General features: G+C 36.7%; 28 protein-coding genes and 4 pseudogenes. All 32 read left to right on the plus strand.

Translation table 11 applies throughout. From position 1 onward, the window contains the following. Nucleotides 1-66: 66 nt before the first annotated feature. Nucleotides 67-1191, plus strand: a complete 1125-nt coding sequence (locus D8Q48_RS14575) for a tyrosine-type recombinase/integrase (RefSeq protein WP_006426957.1) — start codon at nt 67-69, stop codon at nt 1189-1191. Between the two features lie 28 nt (nt 1192-1219). After that, nucleotides 1220-2950 carry a tyrosine-type recombinase/integrase gene (locus tag D8Q48_RS14580; RefSeq protein ID WP_007886448.1) on the plus strand — a complete coding sequence of 577 codons (1731 nt, stop codon included), beginning with the start codon at nt 1220-1222 and terminating at the stop codon, nt 2948-2950. Then, nucleotides 2940-4439 carry a tyrosine-type recombinase/integrase gene (locus D8Q48_RS14585; RefSeq protein WP_006426955.1) on the plus strand — a complete coding sequence of 500 codons (1500 nt, stop codon included), beginning with the start codon at nt 2940-2942 and terminating at the stop codon, nt 4437-4439. Before D8Q48_RS14580 ends, D8Q48_RS14585 begins: the two co-directional genes overlap by 11 nt. Continuing rightward, nucleotides 4414-4797 (plus strand): DUF6262 family protein, encoded by a 384-nt coding sequence (locus D8Q48_RS14590; protein ID WP_015513361.1) that lies wholly within the window; start codon nt 4414-4416, stop codon nt 4795-4797. The genes D8Q48_RS14585 and D8Q48_RS14590 overlap by 26 nt, the downstream gene beginning before the upstream one ends. A gap of 140 nt (nt 4798-4937) precedes the next feature. After that, complete coding sequence (locus tag D8Q48_RS14595) at nt 4938-5681, plus strand: hypothetical protein (protein WP_006426953.1); 744 nt, start codon at nt 4938-4940, stop codon at nt 5679-5681. Nucleotides 5682-5762: 81 nt separating this feature from the next. After that, a pseudogene (locus D8Q48_RS14600) lies at nt 5763-5987 on the plus strand (flavodoxin); the annotation flags it as partial. A 28-nt stretch (nt 5988-6015) separates the two neighbouring features. Further along, nucleotides 6016-6783, plus strand: a complete 768-nt coding sequence (locus D8Q48_RS14605) for a carboxymuconolactone decarboxylase family protein (RefSeq protein ID WP_121056998.1) — start codon at nt 6016-6018, stop codon at nt 6781-6783. 78 nt (nt 6784-6861) lie between these two features. Next, a pseudogene (locus tag D8Q48_RS14610) lies at nt 6862-7320 on the plus strand (aldo/keto reductase); the annotation flags it as partial. 313 nt (nt 7321-7633) lie between these two features. Then, entirely contained in the window at nt 7634-8593 is a 960-nt protein-coding gene (locus D8Q48_RS14615) for a hypothetical protein (RefSeq protein WP_117989791.1), read from the plus strand. Continuing rightward, nucleotides 8578-8823 (plus strand): hypothetical protein, encoded by a 246-nt coding sequence (locus D8Q48_RS14620; RefSeq protein WP_117989792.1) that lies wholly within the window; start codon nt 8578-8580, stop codon nt 8821-8823. The genes D8Q48_RS14615 and D8Q48_RS14620 overlap by 16 nt, the downstream gene beginning before the upstream one ends. After that, nucleotides 8805-8987 carry a hypothetical protein gene (locus D8Q48_RS14625; protein ID WP_117989793.1) on the plus strand — a complete coding sequence of 61 codons (183 nt, stop codon included), beginning with the start codon at nt 8805-8807 and terminating at the stop codon, nt 8985-8987. Before D8Q48_RS14620 ends, D8Q48_RS14625 begins: the two co-directional genes overlap by 19 nt. Beyond that, nucleotides 8969-9883 carry an ABC transporter ATP-binding protein gene (locus tag D8Q48_RS14630; RefSeq protein ID WP_117989794.1) on the plus strand — a complete coding sequence of 305 codons (915 nt, stop codon included), beginning with the start codon at nt 8969-8971 and terminating at the stop codon, nt 9881-9883. The genes D8Q48_RS14625 and D8Q48_RS14630 overlap by 19 nt, the downstream gene beginning before the upstream one ends. Then, the gene (locus D8Q48_RS14635; RefSeq protein ID WP_121057000.1) at nt 9880-10779 is read left to right on the plus strand and encodes an ABC transporter permease; all 900 of its coding nucleotides are present in this window, start codon (nt 9880-9882) and stop codon (nt 10777-10779) included. The genes D8Q48_RS14630 and D8Q48_RS14635 overlap by 4 nt, the downstream gene beginning before the upstream one ends. Nucleotides 10780-10818: 39 nt before the next feature. Further along, nucleotides 10819-10971, plus strand: a pseudogene (locus D8Q48_RS14640) (ATP-binding cassette domain-containing protein); the annotation flags it as partial. Between the two features lie 40 nt (nt 10972-11011). After that, nucleotides 11012-11287 (plus strand): hypothetical protein, encoded by a 276-nt coding sequence (locus D8Q48_RS17660; protein WP_243116316.1) that lies wholly within the window; start codon nt 11012-11014, stop codon nt 11285-11287. Beyond that, on the plus strand, nt 11284-11427 hold the full coding sequence (locus D8Q48_RS17665) for a LytTR family transcriptional regulator DNA-binding domain-containing protein (RefSeq protein WP_243116317.1): 144 nt from the start codon (nt 11284-11286) through the stop codon (nt 11425-11427). The genes D8Q48_RS17660 and D8Q48_RS17665 overlap by 4 nt, the downstream gene beginning before the upstream one ends. Nucleotides 11428-11433: 6 nt before the next feature. Then, nucleotides 11434-11856 (plus strand): DUF3021 family protein, encoded by a 423-nt coding sequence (locus tag D8Q48_RS14650; protein WP_117989797.1) that lies wholly within the window; start codon nt 11434-11436, stop codon nt 11854-11856. A 42-nt stretch (nt 11857-11898) separates the two neighbouring features. Further along, nucleotides 11899-12654 carry a GNAT family N-acetyltransferase gene (locus D8Q48_RS14655; protein ID WP_117989798.1) on the plus strand — a complete coding sequence of 252 codons (756 nt, stop codon included), beginning with the start codon at nt 11899-11901 and terminating at the stop codon, nt 12652-12654. An 81-nt stretch (nt 12655-12735) separates the two neighbouring features. After that, nucleotides 12736-13023 (plus strand): desulfoferrodoxin family protein, encoded by a 288-nt coding sequence (locus tag D8Q48_RS14660; RefSeq protein ID WP_243116318.1) that lies wholly within the window; start codon nt 12736-12738, stop codon nt 13021-13023. Further along, nucleotides 12983-13195: pseudogene (locus D8Q48_RS17670) on the plus strand (VOC family protein); the annotation flags it as partial. The gene D8Q48_RS14660 and the pseudogene D8Q48_RS17670, both read left to right, overlap by 41 nt. After that, nucleotides 13122-13310: a hypothetical protein gene (locus tag D8Q48_RS14670; RefSeq protein WP_117989800.1), complete on the plus strand. Its 189-nt coding sequence runs from the start codon at nt 13122-13124 to the stop codon at nt 13308-13310. The pseudogene D8Q48_RS17670 and the gene D8Q48_RS14670, both read left to right, overlap by 74 nt. 167 nt (nt 13311-13477) lie before the next feature. Further along, on the plus strand, nt 13478-13690 hold the full coding sequence (locus tag D8Q48_RS14675) for a DUF6219 family protein (protein WP_117989801.1): 213 nt from the start codon (nt 13478-13480) through the stop codon (nt 13688-13690). A gap of 3 nt (nt 13691-13693) precedes the next feature. Further along, nucleotides 13694-14149 (plus strand): thioredoxin-dependent thiol peroxidase, encoded by a 456-nt coding sequence (gene bcp / locus D8Q48_RS14680; RefSeq protein ID WP_117846056.1) that lies wholly within the window; start codon nt 13694-13696, stop codon nt 14147-14149. Continuing rightward, nucleotides 14149-14901 carry a peroxide stress protein YaaA gene (gene yaaA / locus D8Q48_RS14685; protein WP_117989802.1) on the plus strand — a complete coding sequence of 251 codons (753 nt, stop codon included), beginning with the start codon at nt 14149-14151 and terminating at the stop codon, nt 14899-14901. The genes bcp and yaaA overlap by 1 nt, the downstream gene beginning before the upstream one ends. Nucleotides 14902-15130: 229 nt before the next feature. Then, nucleotides 15131-16384, plus strand: a complete 1254-nt coding sequence (locus D8Q48_RS14690; RefSeq protein ID WP_117989803.1) for an HD domain-containing phosphohydrolase — start codon at nt 15131-15133, stop codon at nt 16382-16384. Then, complete coding sequence (locus tag D8Q48_RS14695) at nt 16374-16679, plus strand: MerR family transcriptional regulator (protein WP_240576926.1); 306 nt, start codon at nt 16374-16376, stop codon at nt 16677-16679. Before D8Q48_RS14690 ends, D8Q48_RS14695 begins: the two co-directional genes overlap by 11 nt. 13 nt (nt 16680-16692) lie before the next feature. Next, nucleotides 16693-17007, plus strand: a complete 315-nt coding sequence (locus D8Q48_RS14700) for a transcriptional repressor (RefSeq protein WP_347562309.1) — start codon at nt 16693-16695, stop codon at nt 17005-17007. After that, entirely contained in the window at nt 16980-18161 is a 1182-nt protein-coding gene (gene rbr, locus D8Q48_RS17835; protein WP_121057006.1) for a rubrerythrin, read from the plus strand. Before D8Q48_RS14700 ends, rbr begins: the two co-directional genes overlap by 28 nt. A 26-nt stretch (nt 18162-18187) precedes the next feature. Continuing rightward, nucleotides 18188-18544, plus strand: a complete 357-nt coding sequence (locus tag D8Q48_RS14710; RefSeq protein ID WP_330514730.1) for a hypothetical protein — start codon at nt 18188-18190, stop codon at nt 18542-18544. 27 nt (nt 18545-18571) lie between these two features. Next, the gene (locus D8Q48_RS14715; RefSeq protein ID WP_117989805.1) at nt 18572-18946 is read left to right on the plus strand and encodes a desulfoferrodoxin family protein; all 375 of its coding nucleotides are present in this window, start codon (nt 18572-18574) and stop codon (nt 18944-18946) included. A 94-nt stretch (nt 18947-19040) separates the two neighbouring features. Further along, nucleotides 19041-19199, plus strand: a complete 159-nt coding sequence (locus tag D8Q48_RS14720) for a rubredoxin (protein ID WP_005339874.1) — start codon at nt 19041-19043, stop codon at nt 19197-19199. A 153-nt stretch (nt 19200-19352) separates the two neighbouring features. Next, nucleotides 19353-19609 (plus strand): SDR family NAD(P)-dependent oxidoreductase (locus tag D8Q48_RS14725; RefSeq protein WP_121057004.1); only part of this gene is annotated, 257 nt, incomplete at its 3' end.

A 19609-nucleotide genomic window follows, 5' to 3' on the forward strand; every position in this document is an offset into this window, starting at 1 on the left:
GATGAATAGCTATTTCGGCATGAAGTGGGTATACTGTGTATAGCGTTAGAGGAAAGGAGGCAGCTTATGATATACAAGGTGGAAACGATAAAAGATGGAACAGAAAAATATTTTTTCATCAGAAATCTGGAAACAATGAGTATTGAAGAACTGCCAAGTAAATATCTAATGCATAAGATTAAATGTAAACGTTCACCAAATACAGTGAAACGCACAGCATTTTCAATCTGCTATTATATGAAATATATGGCAGAGAAAGAAATGGAACTCACAGAAGTCTATCAGTTAGATTATGAAAAACAGACAGAACACTTTGTGGAATTTTTATACTGGCTTAAAGCCGGAAACCATACAGAGCAAACGGCTGGAGAAAAGAAGTGTCCGAATGAAGGAACCTGCAACGCATACTTAAAAGATGTGTTCAGGTTCTATTTATTTATAGAGGCAGAATATGAACAGTACGGAAGTCTCAAAACCTTATCGTATAACCAGATTATAGCGGTTAATCAGGTGGGAGTAAAAAAGGTACTGCGGAATCATTCTTTTAAAGCCTATCTGAAGGAAGAGGAACATCGTGGGAGAACAGCAAAAGAAAATCAGATTATTACAATTTTACAGGCCTGTACGAACCGAAGAGATCAGCTTCTGTTACTTATGTTAGCAGAAACCGGATACAGAATTGGGGAACTACTGGGAGTAAAATATGTCAAAGATATTGATTATAGGAATCACATGATAAGGGTATGCTTCCGGGAAGATAATGAAAATGAAGCGAGAGCCAAAAATGCGGAATACAGAAGTGCCAAGATAAGTAATGATACGTTTGAATTTCTCATGGATTATCTGGCAAAATATCGGAAAATCCTGCAACATCAGGATTACCTGTTTGTGAATATCATGGGTGAGAACATTGGAAAGCCATTAAGAGTGGACAGTGTATATGATATGTTGGACCGAATGGAAAAGAAAACCGGAGTTAAAATCACACCCCACATGTTACGTCACTATTTTGCAAATATGCGAAAGCAGGCAGGATGGGAACTGGAAATGATCAGTCAGGCATTGGGGCATAAACATTTGGATACGACTATAAAGTATCTGGACTGGCTGGATGATGAACTGATAGAAGCAAGTAATGAGTTTTATGCACAACACACTGCTATTTATGGGGCGGAACGTCTGCTGGAGTAGGGAGGTGTGAGAAATACCTATATATTTATTGCAACAGGCAGAACACATAACAGAATCTGAAGTAGATATTGAGAAGAAAAAGCAGGAACTATATTCAGAAATTGATGCACTTGGAATAAAAAGCGATTCAAGAATTAACAAATTGAAAAAGTTCTTGGCAGATAGAAAAATCTGGCATCTGGAAGAAATGGATTATCCTTTGCGAAATTCGTATGAACAATATTTAAGAGGACAGATACGATCACAAATTGTATCTTTCTATTTGAAAATATATGATACGGTAAAACAACAACATATCTATCAACAAATGCAGACGCTAAATGGAAAGCGGATATATGAATGGAAATATCAAAATAAAATTTATTTTCTGAAGTATTATCCGGAAAAGGAAATAGCTGAGACCTTTGAAACTTCTTATAAAACAAACCTATTGGTGTGGGATTTTACACAAAATTGTTCAGAAGTTTTAAAGAAACAAATTTTTTATACGTTGAGTCGTATCATTGCCAATACTTCAATGTCTAAGGCTTATAGAAATGTCAGGTTAAAATCCTTAAAACTTCTTTATGATTCTTGTGTTCAGTTAAATATTACGGATATTGGATTGCTGGAAATGGAACAAGTGGAAACTATTTTAAAGAATTTTCCCGAAACGAGTCAACGAAGTATTTTAGGTGAATGCAGAAGAGATGCGTTTATGCAGCAGGAACAGATCCAATGGGAAGCAAATGTATGGTATCTGGAACGATTACATCTTGGAAAACATCGGATAGACGAAAGTAAATCCTTAATTAGCATTTCTTTTATGGAAGTCAAGGAAATACAGAATCGAGAAATTTTACAGGCATACATGAAATATGAACTGGGAATTACTGGACAGGCAGTCAGCACGATTGTACGAAGATTTGTATGTATTAGAAATTTTATTGAACTGCTGGAACAAGAAAAGATACTGGCGATTCATGCAACTGTCGCAGAAGTAAAAAAGTATGCAGACGGCTTGCGAGAACGGGGAATACAGGCAAAGGGATTTAATGAAAGAATTTTCGGTATCGGTCATTTTTATAAATTCATGGAAGTTAAACAGTATATTACAAGAATGCCATTCCGAATTGAATATTTCCAACAAAAAGAAGTAATAGTACATCATGATCGTAGCGTTGAGGAAACAGTATATATGGAAATTTTGAAAAAATTATATCTTTTTCCAGAGCGATTACGATGTATGTTCCTACATCTGTGGTGTCTAGGATTACGGGCGAGTGAAGTGTGTACATTGAAAGGAAATGCTTATTATCAGCAGGGCGAGGATTATTGGATTCAGGTGTATCAGGTCAAAATGAAGAATTATAAAAGGATTCCAATCCCACAGGCACTTTATCAGATTATGAAAGTATACTTGAAAAAACATGAAATTCAGCCTGAAGAATTCATTTTTAAAAACAGCAGAGGTGGTGCTTGTCTATATGGTACATTCCGAACTCAGATGATAGAAGCGTGCCGGGAAAATAAGATTGCAAATGGAGAATATTTATTTCAATCACACGATTATCGACATACAGTAGCAACTATGTTTTATGACAGTCATGTATCACTGCAAAGTATCAGGGATTATCTTGGACATACTTATGAAGAGATGACAAGACAGTATATTGATTATATGCCGCAAAGGATTGCAAAAGCAAATGATGAGTTCTTTGAAATGCAAGGAAGTAGTTTAGCATCATGGCTAAAGAAAGAGGAAAAAGATGGAAAATGATATTATATACTTCAGCGATTTCCCCAATTTACAAGAAACAGGGACACGTAAGGATAATGGAAAATTTGATTTAACGTTGCTTCCAACGCAAGAATTAAAGGAAGAGTTTCGAGGTTATATTATGTATCGCTGCAAAAACGGAACGTTTAGAGCATTGATTCAGGATCGAACAGCTTATAATCATATTGCAAAGTTTTTGAACAGCAGAATAAATCGGAGAATCAAAAGCCTTGGAGATAGAAATCCAGAAAAATGGATATCACTTTTAAAAGGCTGGATGTTAGAACAGGGAATAACTATTGTAAAAGAAAAGAAGAGTGTGTATGGTACAGTAAGCTATGGCGAAGCAGTGACGATATTATATTTCAGAAACGTACTGAAATTTTTAGGGCCAGAAGATTTACGGGATGAGATAGAAAAAGATGTTTGGGAACTAAAAAATCTGGATATTAAAATCAGATCCAATCCAATTTATAATGTAAAAACACTGGATTTCAGAAAAATATATCAGCCAGATATCAGGGAAGAATGTAAGAAAGCTGTTTATATGAATCTGCAGTATGAAGCAATAGGAACTGTACAGGGAGAATTGACAATAATGAGGATATTCTCAGAATATCTCCAAAAAGAGTATTCCAAAATAAAAAGCTGCAGTGAAATAGACAGAGAAGTGTTGGAAGAATTTTTGATACATCTGTCAACAAAAGATACTTCCCATAGTGCGAATAGTTCTTATGTAATTTCATTAAGACGACAGTTAGAGACAATCGGAAAAATTTACAGCTATGAAAGATTGGAGCATTTATTTATTAATACGGATATTCCACCGGAAGTAAATGCAGAATTTAGAGTGTATTCTGATGATGAAATGAAACGACTGAATGCGGAAATTACACAGATGGATGTACAGATTGCAAGATGTCTTCTGATACATCAGATGCTTGGAACTAGGATATCAGATACCCTTACACTGAGACCAGATTGTCTGACGAGAGAAAATGGCCAAGATATGATTGAAATATATCAAGTTAAAACTAAAAGATATAAAAAACCGATCAGTAAAGAACTTGCAAAACTGTTACAGAGTTCTATTGAATATACACAGGAAAAGTTCGGTGATACAGAATACATATTTGTTAATGAAAAAGAACCTGACCGCCCGATGCAGTATATGGCTATAAAAACAAAAGTCATGTCCATGATACAGGAAAAGCAGTTGAAAGATGATCATGGCGAATTATTCGGGTTTGGAACGCACATGTTCCGGCACTACTATGGCGTCAAACTTACAGAAATGCATCTGGATGACTGGACGATAGCGAGACTATTGGGGCATAAAAGACTGAATAATGTACAGCATTACCGGAAAATGAGCAATCAAAGAATGGCAGACGAAACCAGAGAAGTAAGACAGAGGATGAGTGACATCATATATATGAGTCTGGCAAGATGGGGTGAAGAATATGAGCAAATACGACAAGATGATTGAGGAAAATCAGAGAAAAAGTAAAGAGAAAATTGAACTGGCATTGCAAGCAATACAAGATATGCTGGCAAATAAAGAACGTATCAGCGTTCCAAAGCTGATGAAGAAAACTGGATTGTCGAGAGGATTCTTTTATAAAAATCCAACCGTCCGGGATACATTGAACCAAGCAGTAGAGCAACAGGCCGGAATGATAGATCCAAGAAGAGAAATTCTGAACATGGCGATGGAAAAACAGATTGAACTGTTGAACCAGAAGGTGGCAGCTCTGAGCAGAGAAAATAAGGAACTGAAGAGAAAGAACGAAAAGTTACAGAAGGCATTACGGAAACAGGATTTGAATTTTATTAAGAACTTATAACATTGAAAATAATAAGATGGAAGAGATGTGTGCAGACACATCTTTTCATCGTTGAGGATAAAATATATAGAATGAGAATGGGATTGTTTTATGGTATACTAAAAGTGAAATGCTAACTTTGATATGAGGTATAAAACAATATGACAGAAATACAAATTAAAAATTTAATTAAAGAATATGAAAAAGAATATATTGAGTTTATGGAAATTGAGAAATTACCACAGTATAAGATAGATTTTTTTGAAATTAATGTTGAGGAAAGCGATGCAGCAGGATTCGCTTCAGCCGCCCAAGCTTACTATAATACGAAAACAGATGAACATATATTAAGGATATGCAAAAGTTCGGAAATACCAAGGTATATTGTGTTTCATGAATTTACGCATATTTTAGATACGGAAATGTATGCAAAGCAAGATTCTTGGAAATATATGGCTTTGTCTGGTTATACAGAATATCATGCAGCACAAGTTGAATTGATGATAATGTTAGGAGCAGATAGTATACAAACTCAAGATTTTTCATTTACAGTTGATGTTGAAATAGGTAATAGTACAGTTAGGAATTACCTAAACTCAAGACATCAATTAGTAGTGAATATGATGAATAGAACAGATTTTCCAAGAGATATTGAAGCATTAAAAACAACGGTAGGTGTGCTATATAATTATTTTGGAGTGCGTTCTATATGTAAAATGTATGCGAAAGATTATACTGAAGAAGTGGATAACACAATTATTATTCAGAAACTTTCAAAAGTATTATTTGAAGAGATAAATAGCTTTATGGTTGGATGGTTTAATGAAGCACAAGTAGAGCTGAGCTTTGTGTCATATATGAAAATAATGTGGCCTATGCTTCAAAGCTATTTTGGAAAAGAATGAAAGATAGTAACAGTAAACACAGTTTTGTATACAGTTAAACCCAGTAAAATCAACGCATGAGGGGAACTGGCTACATTTTAATTTCCAATCTGGTGGTATGTGGCCCCGACAATCATCAATACATTTTTGGAAACTTATGATTTTAGCGGTAAAAAGATCGTGCTTTTTGCAACATCCGGTGGAAGTGGATTCGGTAATACTATAAAGGAATTACAGCTGTCCGCGCCAGATGCAGTTATCATAGAAGGCAGCCTGTTAAATCGTGGAACAAAACAGGAAATCAGTGATTGGGTAAAATCTTTATAAATAACAGTGCTATGGAGGGATACATAATATGGGAAAAATAATACAGACAGCAGGAAGAAATGCACTTGGCGAATTCGCACCGGAGTTTGCACATTTTAATGATGATGTGCTTTTTGGCGAAAACTGGAATAACCAGGATATTGATGTAAAAACAAGAACTATCATCACAGTGGTTGCGCTGATGGCTTCTGGAATTACAGATTCTTCTTTAAAATATCATCTTCAAAATGCAAAAAATCATGGTGTAACACAAAAAGAGATTGCTGCAGTGATCACACATGTCGCATTCTATGTAGGTTGGCCAAAAGCATGGGCTGTTTTCAATCTTGCAAAGGAAGTGTGGGAAACAGGCGAAGGAGATTTGCCATACGAAGAGGAAGCGATGCGTGCGCATGCAAAAGAAATGATGTTTCCGATTGGTGCACCAAATGATGGGTTTGCACAGTATTTTTCTGGAAGAAGTTTTATTGCACCGATTTCTACTTCCCAGGTTGGAATTTTCAATGTAACATTTGAACCAGGATGTAGAAATAACTGGCATATTCATCATGCAAAAAGTGGGGGAGGACAGATCCTGGTATGTGTTGCCGGAAGAGGATATTATCAGGAAGAAGGGAAAGATGCTGTAGAAATAAAGCCAGGCGACTGCATCAATATTCCGGCAGAAGTGAAACACTGGCATGGCGCCGCAGCGGATGAATGGTTTTCACATCTAGCAATAGAAGTTCCGGGCGAAAATGGTTCTAATGAATGGCTTGAACCGGTAAGTGATGAAGAATATGGGAAATTACAATAGGAAGGTGAATGAAATGTTTGATAATAGTATTGTATTGAATAATGGAGTGAAAATTCCACAGCTCGGAAAGCTCTTGAGGATGCTTATAAGGCAGGAAAACTTAAGGCAATTGGAATTTCCAATTTTCTGATTGAAGATACTGCAAGTCTTCTTGAAACAGCAAAGATTAAGTCAATGGTAAATCAGATTCTTCTTCATATCAGTAATACACCAATGGAGTTAGTAGAATATTGCCAGAAGAATAATATTGTTGTAGAAGCATACTCACCAATTGCTCATGGTGAAATATTAAATCAACCGGAGATAATTACGATTGCAAAGAAATATGGTGTGACTGTTCCACAGCTCTGCATTAGATATACGCTTCAGCTTGGTGCCATTTCTCTGCCAAAAACAGGTAATCCTGAACATATGAAGAGTAATGCAGAACTAGATTTTGAAATTAGTGCTGAAGACATGGAACTGTTAAAAAATTTTAAGAAAATTAAGAGCTATGGTGATAGTGGAATCTTCCCTGTTTATGGCGGAAAGATGTAAGAAATATAAAAAAGATGTTTTGCGTATTGCTTCGGAACTTATGCTTGAAAAATGAGGATATTGTGGAATTGTTGAAGCAAGTATTCGGATAAAAATGTGATGTGTTATACAGTTAATTTGTAACCCATTTTTACACCTTATTTATACCTTTGGAAGACCGGATCGGCTTAGTTAGAATAGTAAAGGCGCAGGTTGAATCTTGCGTCTTTTTTCTTAGATTATGTGATTACATATTACTTGAAAAATTAAATAACATATGATAAATTATAAATGTGATGTAAAAAGAGTCACATTTTATAAAAAGGTGATTAATATGAAAGAATTTTTGGAAAAATCATTACAGCAAAATGTAATAATGACGGAGAATAAAGAGGTATATAAAAAGCTTCCGTTAGCATATCGTGGAAGATATAATATTTTTACGGTAGAGATGAATGGTGTATTATGGATGGCTATTCATCCCAAAGAGAATGTCGGACTTGTTATGTTACGTAGAGATAGAGCTGGCGTAGAAAAAATGACAGGATTAAACTGTGCAATATTCCTTGATCGAACTACATTTTATATAAAAGAAAAATTGATGGAAGAAGGAATTCCTTTTGTTATAGACGGAAAGCAAGTATTTCTTCCATTTATTGGTTATTTGCTGAGTAAGGAAAATGAAAGAGAATTGCCACCAGTTCATTTAATTTCATTTTTGACGCAAAAAATGCTTCTGATTGCTATTTATGAACGATGGAATGAAGTGAGAGTATCTGGTGCGGCAAAACGTTTGGAAGTGTCAACAAAATCTGCAAGCAGGTGCTTTGATGAGTTGGAATATTTAAATGTTAATGTGTTGGGCATGAAAGGTAAATCAAGAGTTATCAATATTCCGGATGACCGAGAACAATTATGGCAGCAGATTGAGAGTGTGTTAAGAAATCCAGTGATCCGAAGATTTATATTGAGAAAAGATATGAAACTTGAAAAGAAAGCAGGTATTTCTGCTTTATGTGAGTATTCTCTTTTGTCCGATAACGCTTATCCTACCTATGCGGTAACGAAGAAAGAGCTGAAAGCTAGTGGAGTGAAAGAAGAAAAGCAAGCAAGTGAATTGGAAGAAATTGGATGTGTTGTTTTGGAAGTTGGATATTTCACTGATTTTTTGGGAAAAGGCTTGCAGGACCCTTTGAGCGTAGTACTGTCACTGACAGAAGAAGAGCAAGAAGAGGAACGGGTAGATATTTCTATTAATGAGATGTTGGAGGAATATGTATGGTCAAGGGATTAGATACATTTCAGAAGTACTTTAAAGATTATGAAGAACAGTATGTTTTAATAGGTGGCACAGCCTGTGATATTCTGTTTGAAAGCAATGAAGTAAATTTCAGGGCAACAAGAGATCTGGATATGGTTTTGATTATTGAAGCAAGTATTTGGATAAAAATGCGATGTGATATACAGTTAATAAGTATGTACCGATGTGGGATGTTCGGGAAGCAATGTATCCAGAGAAGATGACCACAGAACAGCTAGCAGAGGCAATGGAAGATCTGACAGATATGCAGAATCATGTATTGCCGTATTTGCAGAGCTTTTGTAGTCTAGAAGAAAAAGGTGTACAGGAGCGGAGAGAACAGCAGATTGCAGAAAAAAGGAGAACAAAATGGAATCAGATATCATAAAAATAAGTCATCTAACTAAGAGCTTTGGCGATGTGAAAGCTGTTAATGACCTGAATTTCAAGGTTAAAAGGGGAGAACTGTTTGCTTTCCTTGGCGTTAATGGTGCTGGAAAGAGTACAACAATTTCTATTATATGTGGTCAACTTCACAAGGATAGTGGGAGCGTGGAGGTTGACGGAGTAGCCTCTGAAAAGCTGGGAAATGAGCTGGGTAAAAAACTGGGAATTGTATTTCAGGATAGCGTGCTAGATAAACCACTTACTGTAAGAGAAAACTTGAAAAGCAGGGCTGCGCTCTATGGAATCACTGGAATGGAATTTGATGTGAGGCTTCAAGAGCTTACAGAACTTCTTGGATTTGAAGATTATATAAACAGACCTGTCGGTAAATTGTCAGGAGGACAGCGGAGAAGGATTGATATAGCCAGAGCGTTGTTACATAAACCTGAAATATTAATTCTGGATGAACCGACCACCGGTCTTGATCCGCAGACAAGAAGGCGGATATGGGAAGTTATTGAAAAACTTAGAGCAGATGAGAATCTTACGGTATTTCTCACGACGCACTATATGGAGGAAGCTGCTAATGCGGGATATGTCGTAATCCTTGATAAAGGAAGCATAGTAGCTGAAGGAACACCATTTGAATTAAAGAGTACCTATGTGCAGGATACAGTATCAATCTATGGTGTGACAGAAGATGAAATCAAGTCTATTGGTATGAATTATAAGGCAATCAGGGACGGATATCAGATAAAAATAAGAAATACGATAGAAGCAACAAAGCTTATCGTTACGCATCAGCAGATATTCAGAGATTACGAGGTTGTAAAAGGTGGAATGGATGATGTATTTCTTGCAGTAACTGGTAAGGTACTTGGAGGTGAAAACGAATGAAGGCAGTTATTTCTCTTATAAATAGGAATAGGAAATTATTTTTCAGAGATAAAGGAATGTTTTTCTCTGCACTTATCACATCATTTATTTTGATTGTATTGTATGCGACATTTTTAGCAAAAGTTTATAAAGACTCTTTTACATCAGCATTTCCAGAAGGATTTACGATTGCAGATAAATTGATAGACGGGACAGGTGCATCTCAGCTTGTTGCAGCTCTCTTAGCAGTAAGCTGTGTGACAGTAACATTCTGCGTGAATCTTACGATGGTGCAGGATAAAGCAAGTGGTGCAAGAAAAGATTTTAATGTATCTCCGGTAAGCCGTTCAAAGATAAATCTTGGATATTTTCTGGCAACAGTGCTTAATTCACTTATGGTAAATGGGCTGGCACTTGTGATTGGACTTATCTACATAGGAAAAATGGGCTGGTATTTAAGCTTTGTGGATGTACTTTGGATTATTTTTGATGAGATTCTTCTGGTGCTATTTGGTAGTACACTTTCAAGTATTATAAGCTATCCGCTTACTACGCAGGGGCAGATGTCAGCAGTAGGAACAATTGTCAGCGCAGGCTATGGCTTTATCTGTGGAGCATATATGCCAATCTCTAATTTTGGCTCTGGATTGCAGAAAGCATTGTCATATCTTCCGGTGACTTATGGAACTTCACTTATTAAGAATCATATGCTACGTGGCATATTTGAGGAGATGGAGAGTGAGAAGCTGCCAGAGGAGCTGATTACAGCTATTAGGGAAACATTGGACTGCAATCCGCAGTTTCATGGAAATGTAGTAAATACTACACAGATGATATTAATTATGGTTGGCAGTATCGTGGTGTTGGGAGTGATTTTCCTGCTTATGACACGTCTGCCAGAAAAAGAAAACAGGTAAAGAAGCATAGAAAAGAATTTTGAAAATGAGGAAAATAATATGTTAAAAATTGAACATCTGACAAAAAGATACGGTGATAAAACAGCAGTAGACGATTTGAATTTGCATATACAGAAGGGTGAAATCTATGGGTTTATCGGTCATAATGGAGCCGGTAAAACAACCACATTAAAGTCTGTTGTGGGAATTATTGATTGGATATGACAAAACTGCCAAATGGAAAAAAGTGTTTTTGAATTTACAGGGAATGATTTCGGTACTGCTGACCACAGCAGGAATAGGCGAACTTCATTATATAAAAGGTGCTACGACCTGGTATTCCATGGGATTTTCTGTGTATATCTGTTATGGAACCCTGGTGCTTTATTATGGAGCAATTTTATATATTGTTGCAAGCAGAAGAAGGTTTCTGGAAAGTGGAAAAATACTGGAAACGCTTACGTGTATTGGAATTGCAGGAGGCATATTGGCGATACAGATCTGTTTTTTAGATGTAGCAAATCAATGATTCTGAATGCAGATAAAATTGATTATGTGCATCCATCGATTTCAGGGAGATTCGAGGCTGTATTATCAAACGGTGAAACTGTGCTCGTATCGCGTAAATATGTAAATAATTTAAAACACAAACTCGGAATGTGGAGGTGATAATTCATGAGAAAAGTGATTCCTGTAATAAGAAGATATATTATGGTATGTGGAATTATTATGATTGTATCCTTTTGCATGTGTAGTCTGTTCGGACAGGAAACCGTAATGAATATTGCAGTATATATGGGGCAATGTATGTTATTTGCATTAGTTGCAGAGTTATCTGTATTGGTATATTACTCCAAGGAGGAGCTGACACAAAGGCAGTGGTGGATACGTACCATTATTCATTTGGTTATACTGGAAGCTGTTTTGCTTCCGATTGCTCATTGCTGGCATTTTTGGTATAGTCCGATAGATGCGGTGATTTATGCGGCATTTATTCTGCTTGGGAAAATAGTGTGGCATATGGTGGATTTTGGAGTTAGTGTGAAAACAGCAGCTGATATTAACCGGTTAATCAGAAATCGTAAAAGAAATGGTTAGAATGCATACATAGAGATAGTTTCAAGTATAAGGAGAAAAAACATGGAATATATAAGAGTGACGAAAGAAAATATTGAAAAAGAGCATATCTGCTGTGCGATTTCAAGCAACAAGGATATACAGGTAATATCAAAGAAAAACTGGCTGAAAGAGCGATTTGATGATGGATTGGTATTTCTCAAGAGTGTAGAGCGTGGAAAATGCTTTATCGAGTATATTCCGGCAGAAAATGCATGGAATCCAATCATAGCAGAGGGTTATATGTATATTGATTGTCTGTGGGTGGCTGGTTCTTTCAAAGGCAATGGTTATTCGACTGATTTACTGAATGCCTGTGTAGAAGACAGCAAAGCGAAGGGGAAAAAGGGAATCTGTATCCTGTCAGCCGCTAAGAAAAAGCCTTTTCTGGCAGACCCGAAGTTCCTGAAATATAAGGACTTTACAGTCTGCGATAAAGCAGATAATGGTATTCAGCTCTGGTATCTGCCTTTTTCTTTGGATGCGGCTAAGCCTGAATTTAAGGAGTGTGCGAAGCATCCACATATTGAGCAGACAGGCTATGTATTGTACTATACCAATCAATGTCCGTTTAATGCAAAATATGTTCCGGTGCTTCTTGAAGTTGCCAAGGAAAGAGAGGTTCCGTTTCAGGCAACCAGACTGGAAACAAAAGAAGAAGCGCAAAATGCTCCGACACCGGTTACAACCTATGCATTATTTTATAACGGAGAATATGTCACGAATGAGCAGATGAATGATAAAAGATTTATAAAGCTTCTGGATGGGATGGAAAAATAAGTGAGCAAATTCGAACTCTACTCTCTGTAGGTTGGGGATATTCATACTCTGAAATAGAATGGTGTCATGGAGGTAACGAACATGAATCAGTATGTAACAGGTGCAGTCATAAAGAGACTGCGTGAGGAAAATGAATATTATGTGCAGATTGAGCACGATATGACAAAGCAGCATTATATATCGTTTATTGCGGCTGTTTCTGCAGACAGGATACAAATGGTGAAACTGTATCCACAGGGCAATGCAGAGGCGAGATTTAAAATGAATGGTGTGGAGAAAATCTATTTATACTGCAATTGGAGTGGACTGTTTTATCTGGATGTAGTGAAAGGTATTGCTGAGAACCGGTTATGTTCATATTGCATTTAGTGTAGGAAGTAGGGCTTCTGTGGATACATTAACGGAAAGGTTAAAAGGTGATGGATATCAGGTTGTCAGTGGTCCGAGAACTACCGGAGACGGATACTATGAAAGCTGCATTACTCTGCAAAATACTTGCAGCACTCAGGAAAAAAGTAAGAAAGCAGGCAAATACGGATAGTTCTAAGATGGCAGAGGTTATCGGAGTATCAGAAGCACAGCTTCGGTTCGTAACAAACACTGCAGCGGGAATGGGATTTATCAAGTGCGGTTCAGTGGTAATAGTAATTTCCTGAAGGTAAGCTTTTGGTTAGATTTTTCAAAGAAAAATTATAGGATAACAATACATAGTTTTAACCATGATATTCTGAAAAATTTATAGGAATGCACTATTATTAAATTGACATAGGAATGTGGTAGAGTATAATTACAATTGAATACACTGAAAAAATGGAGGAATTACATGAAAGCACATAAATATTGGTCAGTTGGAGCATTAATTACAATGTTTGGGACTTATTACACTGGATATAAAAAGCTAAAATCAAGTCATAAATACTTTGCTTTAAGTTCTATGTTATGTATGGTAATGGCGATATATACAGGTCATAAAATGATTACTGGGAATAGAAAAGAAAAGGCAAAAAAAGAGAAAGTTACAGATGAGGAGAAATAAATAATGTTGGAAGTAGGAATTAAGGCACCTGATTTTGAGTTGCCCGATCAAAATGGGAAAATACATAGATTATCGGATTATACAGGAAAAAAAGTGATTTTATATTTCTATCCCAAGGATAATACAGCGGGATGCACGAAACAGGCATGTGGTTTTTCTGAGAGATACCCTCAGTTTACCGAAAAAGGTGCAGTTATTCTTGGAGTCAGTAAGGATTCTGTATCCTCTCATAAGAGATTTGAGGAAAAATATGGATTGGCATTTACACTTTTAGCAGATCCAGAGCGGAAAGTTATTGAAGCTTATGATGTATGGAAAGAAAAGAAAAATTATGGCAAAGTCTCTATGGGAGTAGTAAGAACCACATATCTTATTGATGAACAGGGGATTATTATAAAGGCAAATGATAAAGTCAAGGCTGCAGATGATCCTGAAAATATGCTTAAGGAATTAGATTAATGAAGATAATATTATCCCCTGCTAAAAAAATGATTACAGATACTGACAGCATAGCACCGGATGCATTGCCTGAATTTATTGAAAAGACGACTGAGATACAAAGTTGGTTGAAAAGTAAGTCAAAAGAAGAACTGAAGACTATCTGGAAATGTAATGACAAAATTACAGAACAGAACTTCAATAGATTTGAAAACATGGATCTTTATCATTTACTTACTCCAGCTGTGTTATCATATGAAGGAATTGCTTTTCAATATATGGCTCCATCAGTGTTTGAAGACAGTCAGTTCGAGTATGTACAAAATCATTTGAGAATAATATCTGCATTTTATGGTGTGTTAAAACCAAGAGATGGTGTGACGCCTTATCGTTTGGAAATGCAGGCGAAGGTTGGAATAGGAGAAACAAAAAATCTGTATGAGTACTGGGGAGATTTATTGTACCGCTCAGTGATTGATAACAGCAGGGTTATAATCAATCTGGCATCGAAAGAATACTCTAAATGTATAGAAAAATATCTGACACAACAGGATAGATACATTACGATTACATTTTGTGAGTTATCAGGAGATAAACTGGTGACAAAAGGTACATATGCTAAGATGGCTCGTGGTGAAATGGTCAGATTTATGGCAGAAAACAGTATTGAAAATCCTGAGGATATTAAGAAATTTGATAGACTAGGTTATTCATTCCGTTCTGATTTATCATCAGATACTGAATATGTTTTTGAACGAAAAATAGAACAATGATTTAGATTAAAGATGCTCAGTATGGGCATCTTTTAGTAATAATGAGAATTATTACTATATTATTGACAATATAATAATGATGATATATAATCCCGTCTTTTATTTGATAATTATGCAGATAAAGATTTGCCTGTTATTTTTGTATAAATAATAATGAAACCTTTTTTATATAAATTTTTTGTGATAAAATAACAGTCAGATATATGATACAGACAGGAGACAAAAGGGTATGAAATTAGATGTTTTGGGATTGTTGGGAGCGTGTTCCTATGCATTGGACTGTGTGGAAGCAGAGTTAGTGCATGTAACATATAAGCATGCGAAGCGTGTTGCATATATGAGTGTCTGCATGGCAGAACAGATGGGAATTCAGGGGGAGAGTCTGCAGGATCTGACAGCCGGTGCGTTGTTACATGATAATGCACTGACTCAATATATTCAGGAAGAATTACACAATGATATTGCAAGTGCAATAGGTTCGGCGATTCCACTGGAGCTGGGAATTCACTGTGCGGCAGGTGAGAAGAACATGAAAGACATTCCATCCCATACGGATATAAAGAATGTCATTTTGTATCATCATGAGAATGCAGATGGAAGTGGACCTTTTGGAAAAAAATGGACAGAAGTACCGGTTTTTGCACGAATTATCCATCTATGTGATCTGCTTGACCAGGTCTGCTGCAGTGATTCTTTTGATTCAGGCACCTGGCAGAATGTAGAAGCATTTCTTCAGGAAATCACAGGTTCTATAGCGGATGAAGAATGTATAGAAGCATTTAGACATGCTTTTTCTGAACAACATTTTCTGTCACTTGGAGAAAAAGATGTGGAGACTCGTTTATGGAACAGAGTGCCGCGTACAAAACAAGATCTTAGCTTTGAACAGATTAAAGTACTGGCGAAATTTTTCGCACGCATCGTAGACTATAAATCACCATTTACGAGTACACACTCCATAGGTGTGGCGGCAGATGCTGAGAAATTATCCAGATTTATGGGATTTGATGAGGAGACAATGCAGAAAATGTATCTTGCAGGAGCGCTGCATGACATTGGAAAGGTTGCCATAGGTAACAAAATTCTGGAGAAGCCGGGAAGACTGACGGATGATGAGTTTGCAGTTATGAAACACCATGCAGCATATACTTATTCTATTCTGTCAGAAATCGATGATTTTGAAGAGATACGTGACTGGGCTGCCTTTCACCATGAAAGACTGGACGGGACAGGCTATCCATTTGGAAAAACAGCTGCTGAATTAAACACACAGGAACGCATCATGGCGTGTGTCGATATTTATCAGGCACTGACAGAAAGCCGCCCGTATAAACAGGGAATGCCACATGAAAAAGCTTACGGTATTTTAAATGATATGGTAGAAAAAGGATGGCTTGATGGAGAAATCGCTTCACAGGTTGATGCTTGTTTTGATCAGAAAATGACAGACATAATTCATGAGGAGAAACAGCTTGGAGAATAAAAAATTATTCCAGATTGGTGATGTGGCAAAAATGTTTCATATCAGTGTTGGCAGCTTGCAGCATTATGAACAGGCAGGTCTGTTGAAACCAGAATACACAGATCCGGAAACAGGCTATCGCTATTATAGTGCACGTCAGTTTGAGGTTTTAAATACGATTCGTTACTTGCGCGTTTTGGATATGCCATTGGGTCAGATTGGAGAGTTTTTGGGAAACAGAGACATCGACGTGATAGAAGATAAGTTGTTAAATCAGAAAAAACTGATAGAAAAAAACGGCGGGAGTTGGAAATAATCGAACGCAAGATATAAAAGCAGCATATCCTACAATCGGAAAAGGAACTGTATATAGAAATCTTGATATATTGGTAGATGAGGGTTCGTTAAGGAAGGTTGAAGTTCCGGATGGAGCGAATAGGTTCGATTTTTCATTGAAAAATCATTACCATGTCAGGTGTATAAAATGCGGCGAAGTTTCAGATGTGGATATGGATGAAATACCGGATTTGCTGGAAAGAATTCATAACACTCATGGAATCGAATTTTTGGATTATGATATTTCATTTAAAGGTATTTGCCCAAAATGCAGGAAAAAATGGATAGGAAAGCAATGTATAAGTTGAGTTATGGATTGTTTGTACTGACTGCCAGGGAAGATGAAAAAGACAATGGATGTATTATTAATACAGCCATTCAGGCAGCTTCAGAACCGAACCAGTTAAGTATCTGCGTCAACAAAGCAAATTACACGCATGACATGATTCAGAGAACTGGAAAATTCACAGTATCAGTCTTAAGTCAGAAGGCACGGTTTGAATTGTTTAAACATTTTGGCTTCCAATCAGGAAGGGATACCAATAAATTTGAAGCATTTGAAAAGTGTGCTAGGGGTACAAATGGTATTTATTATATTACAGAAGATACAAATGCATACATTTCTGTAACAGTTAATAAAACGGAGGACTTAGGATCACATACAATGTTTATCGGTGAGATAACAGATATGGAAGTTTTAAGTAATGTTCCTTCTGTCACATATGATTATTACCAGAATAATATTAAACCTAAGCCACAGGCAGTCGGAAAAACCGAGGATGGGCAGACAATATGGCGTTGCAGAATTTGTGGATATGAATATGTAGGAGAAGAATTACCGGATGATTTTATATGTCCTTTATGTAAGCACCCAGCATCAGATTTTGAAAAAATAGTAAAGAAAACGGAGAAAAAAGAAATGGCAGCAAACAAATACGTAGGAACACAGACTGAGAAAAATTTACAGGAGGCATTCGCAGGGGAATCGCAGGCAAGAAATAAGTATACCTATTTTGCTTCTGTAGCGAAAAAGGAAGGCTACGAGCAGATGTCAGCATTGTTTTTAAAAACCGCAGATAATGAGAAAGAACATGCAAAGATGTGGTTCAAGGAATTAGCAGGAATTGGTGATACAAAGGAAAACCTGGCGGCAGCGGCAGAAGGCGAAAATTATGAGTGGACAGATATGTATGAAGGCTTTGCTAAAACAGCTGAGAAAGAAGGATTCCCTGAGCTTGCAGCAAAATTCAGGGCAGTAGGCGAGATTGAGAAGCACCATGAGGAAAGATATCGTGCACTTCTTAAGAATATTGAAACTGCTAAAGTTTTTGAAAAGAGTGAAGTTAAAGTATGGGAATGCCGTAACTGCGGGCATATTGTGGTAGGAACTAAGGCACCTGAAGTATGTCCGGTATGTAATCATCCACAGAGCTATTTTGAAGTACATGAAGAGAATTATTAAGGGGATGAGATTATTACGAGAGTGAAATGTGTGAAATGCGTGGACATTACAAGCACAAGGAAAACACGGCAGAAATAGCTATAGCAGTCAAGAACAGTGCTTATGAGATTATAAACAAAAGGCACGCTATATATTATGGAATCGCAATGTCTGTAAAAAGAATCTGCGAAGTGATTATGAGAGATGAAAAATCAATACTCCCAGTATCTCATATGATTCATGGAGTATATGACATTGACGGAGTATCGTTAAGTATGCCGGCTATTGTAGGTGCAGATGGCATTGAGTCTGATATACCTATTAATTTAAGTGGAGAGAAAGCGTTAAAGCTTAAGGAATCCGCAGATTCTTTGAAAAAGATTATAGAGACAATTGGATTATAAATTTTACACATGGAAGGAGATAAAAGCATGGAAGTAAAGTATTATATATGTAAGCATTGTGGAAACATTGTTGAAAAGGTAAAGGATAAGGGGGTACCTGTAATTTGTTGCGGAGAACCTATGCAGGAATTAAAAGCCGGAGTGACAGATGCTGCTGTTGAGAAGCATGTACCTGTATATACGGTAGAAGGCAGTCATGTTCATGTCGTGGTCGGAGAGACAAAACATCCAATGCTTGAAGAGCATTTCATTGAGTGGATTACATTAAATACAAACCAGGGAATATACAGAAAACAGTTAAATCCAGGGCAGGAGCCGGTAGCAGATTTTTGTCTTTGCGATGGAGAATATGTAGAAGAAGTATACGCATACTGCAATCTTCATGGGTTCTGGAAATGCTAAAAACACTTGACATTCGTGCTGAGATTACAAAATAATTCAGATACAACAGTAATATATGCTGTGTATTAATATATTTATAAGGAGGAACAAACTAATGAAATATGTATGTGACGTTTGCGGATGGGAATATGATGAAGAGGAAGGTTATCCAGAAGGTGGTATTGCACCAGGAACAAAGTGGGAGGACGTTCCAGAAGATTTTGAATGCCCATTATGTAATGTTGGAAAAGATCAGTTTTCAGAAGTTGAATAAAATTCTGATTATTTAAATACGGATAGATAAACAAAAACCCTGGTGCGTGTGAGCAACAGGGTTTTTTATTGCGATAGTTTGTGATGATATCACAGAAAATGATTTACCTTTTGCTTATAATGTAACTACAAACAAAGTAAGGAGGTAGTCTAAATGAGATTAAAAGATAAAGTTGCAATCATTACGGGTGGAAGCCGTGGTATAGGATTTGCTACAGCTGATAAATTCTTGAAGGAAGGTGCTTCAGTTGTGTTGGCAGCAAGTTCACAGGAATCGGCAGACGTTGCTGTAGATAAATTAAAAGAAAAATATCCAAATGCAATAGTTGCTGGAATTAGTCCAAATCTGGCAAGCATGGAGTCTGTCAGAAAGGCTTTTAAAGAGGCAACTGAAAAATATGGATGTGTCGA

The organism is Ruminococcus sp. B05, from assembly GCF_003628495.1.
Classification (GTDB): Bacteria; Bacillota; Clostridia; order Lachnospirales; family Lachnospiraceae; genus Schaedlerella; species Schaedlerella hominis.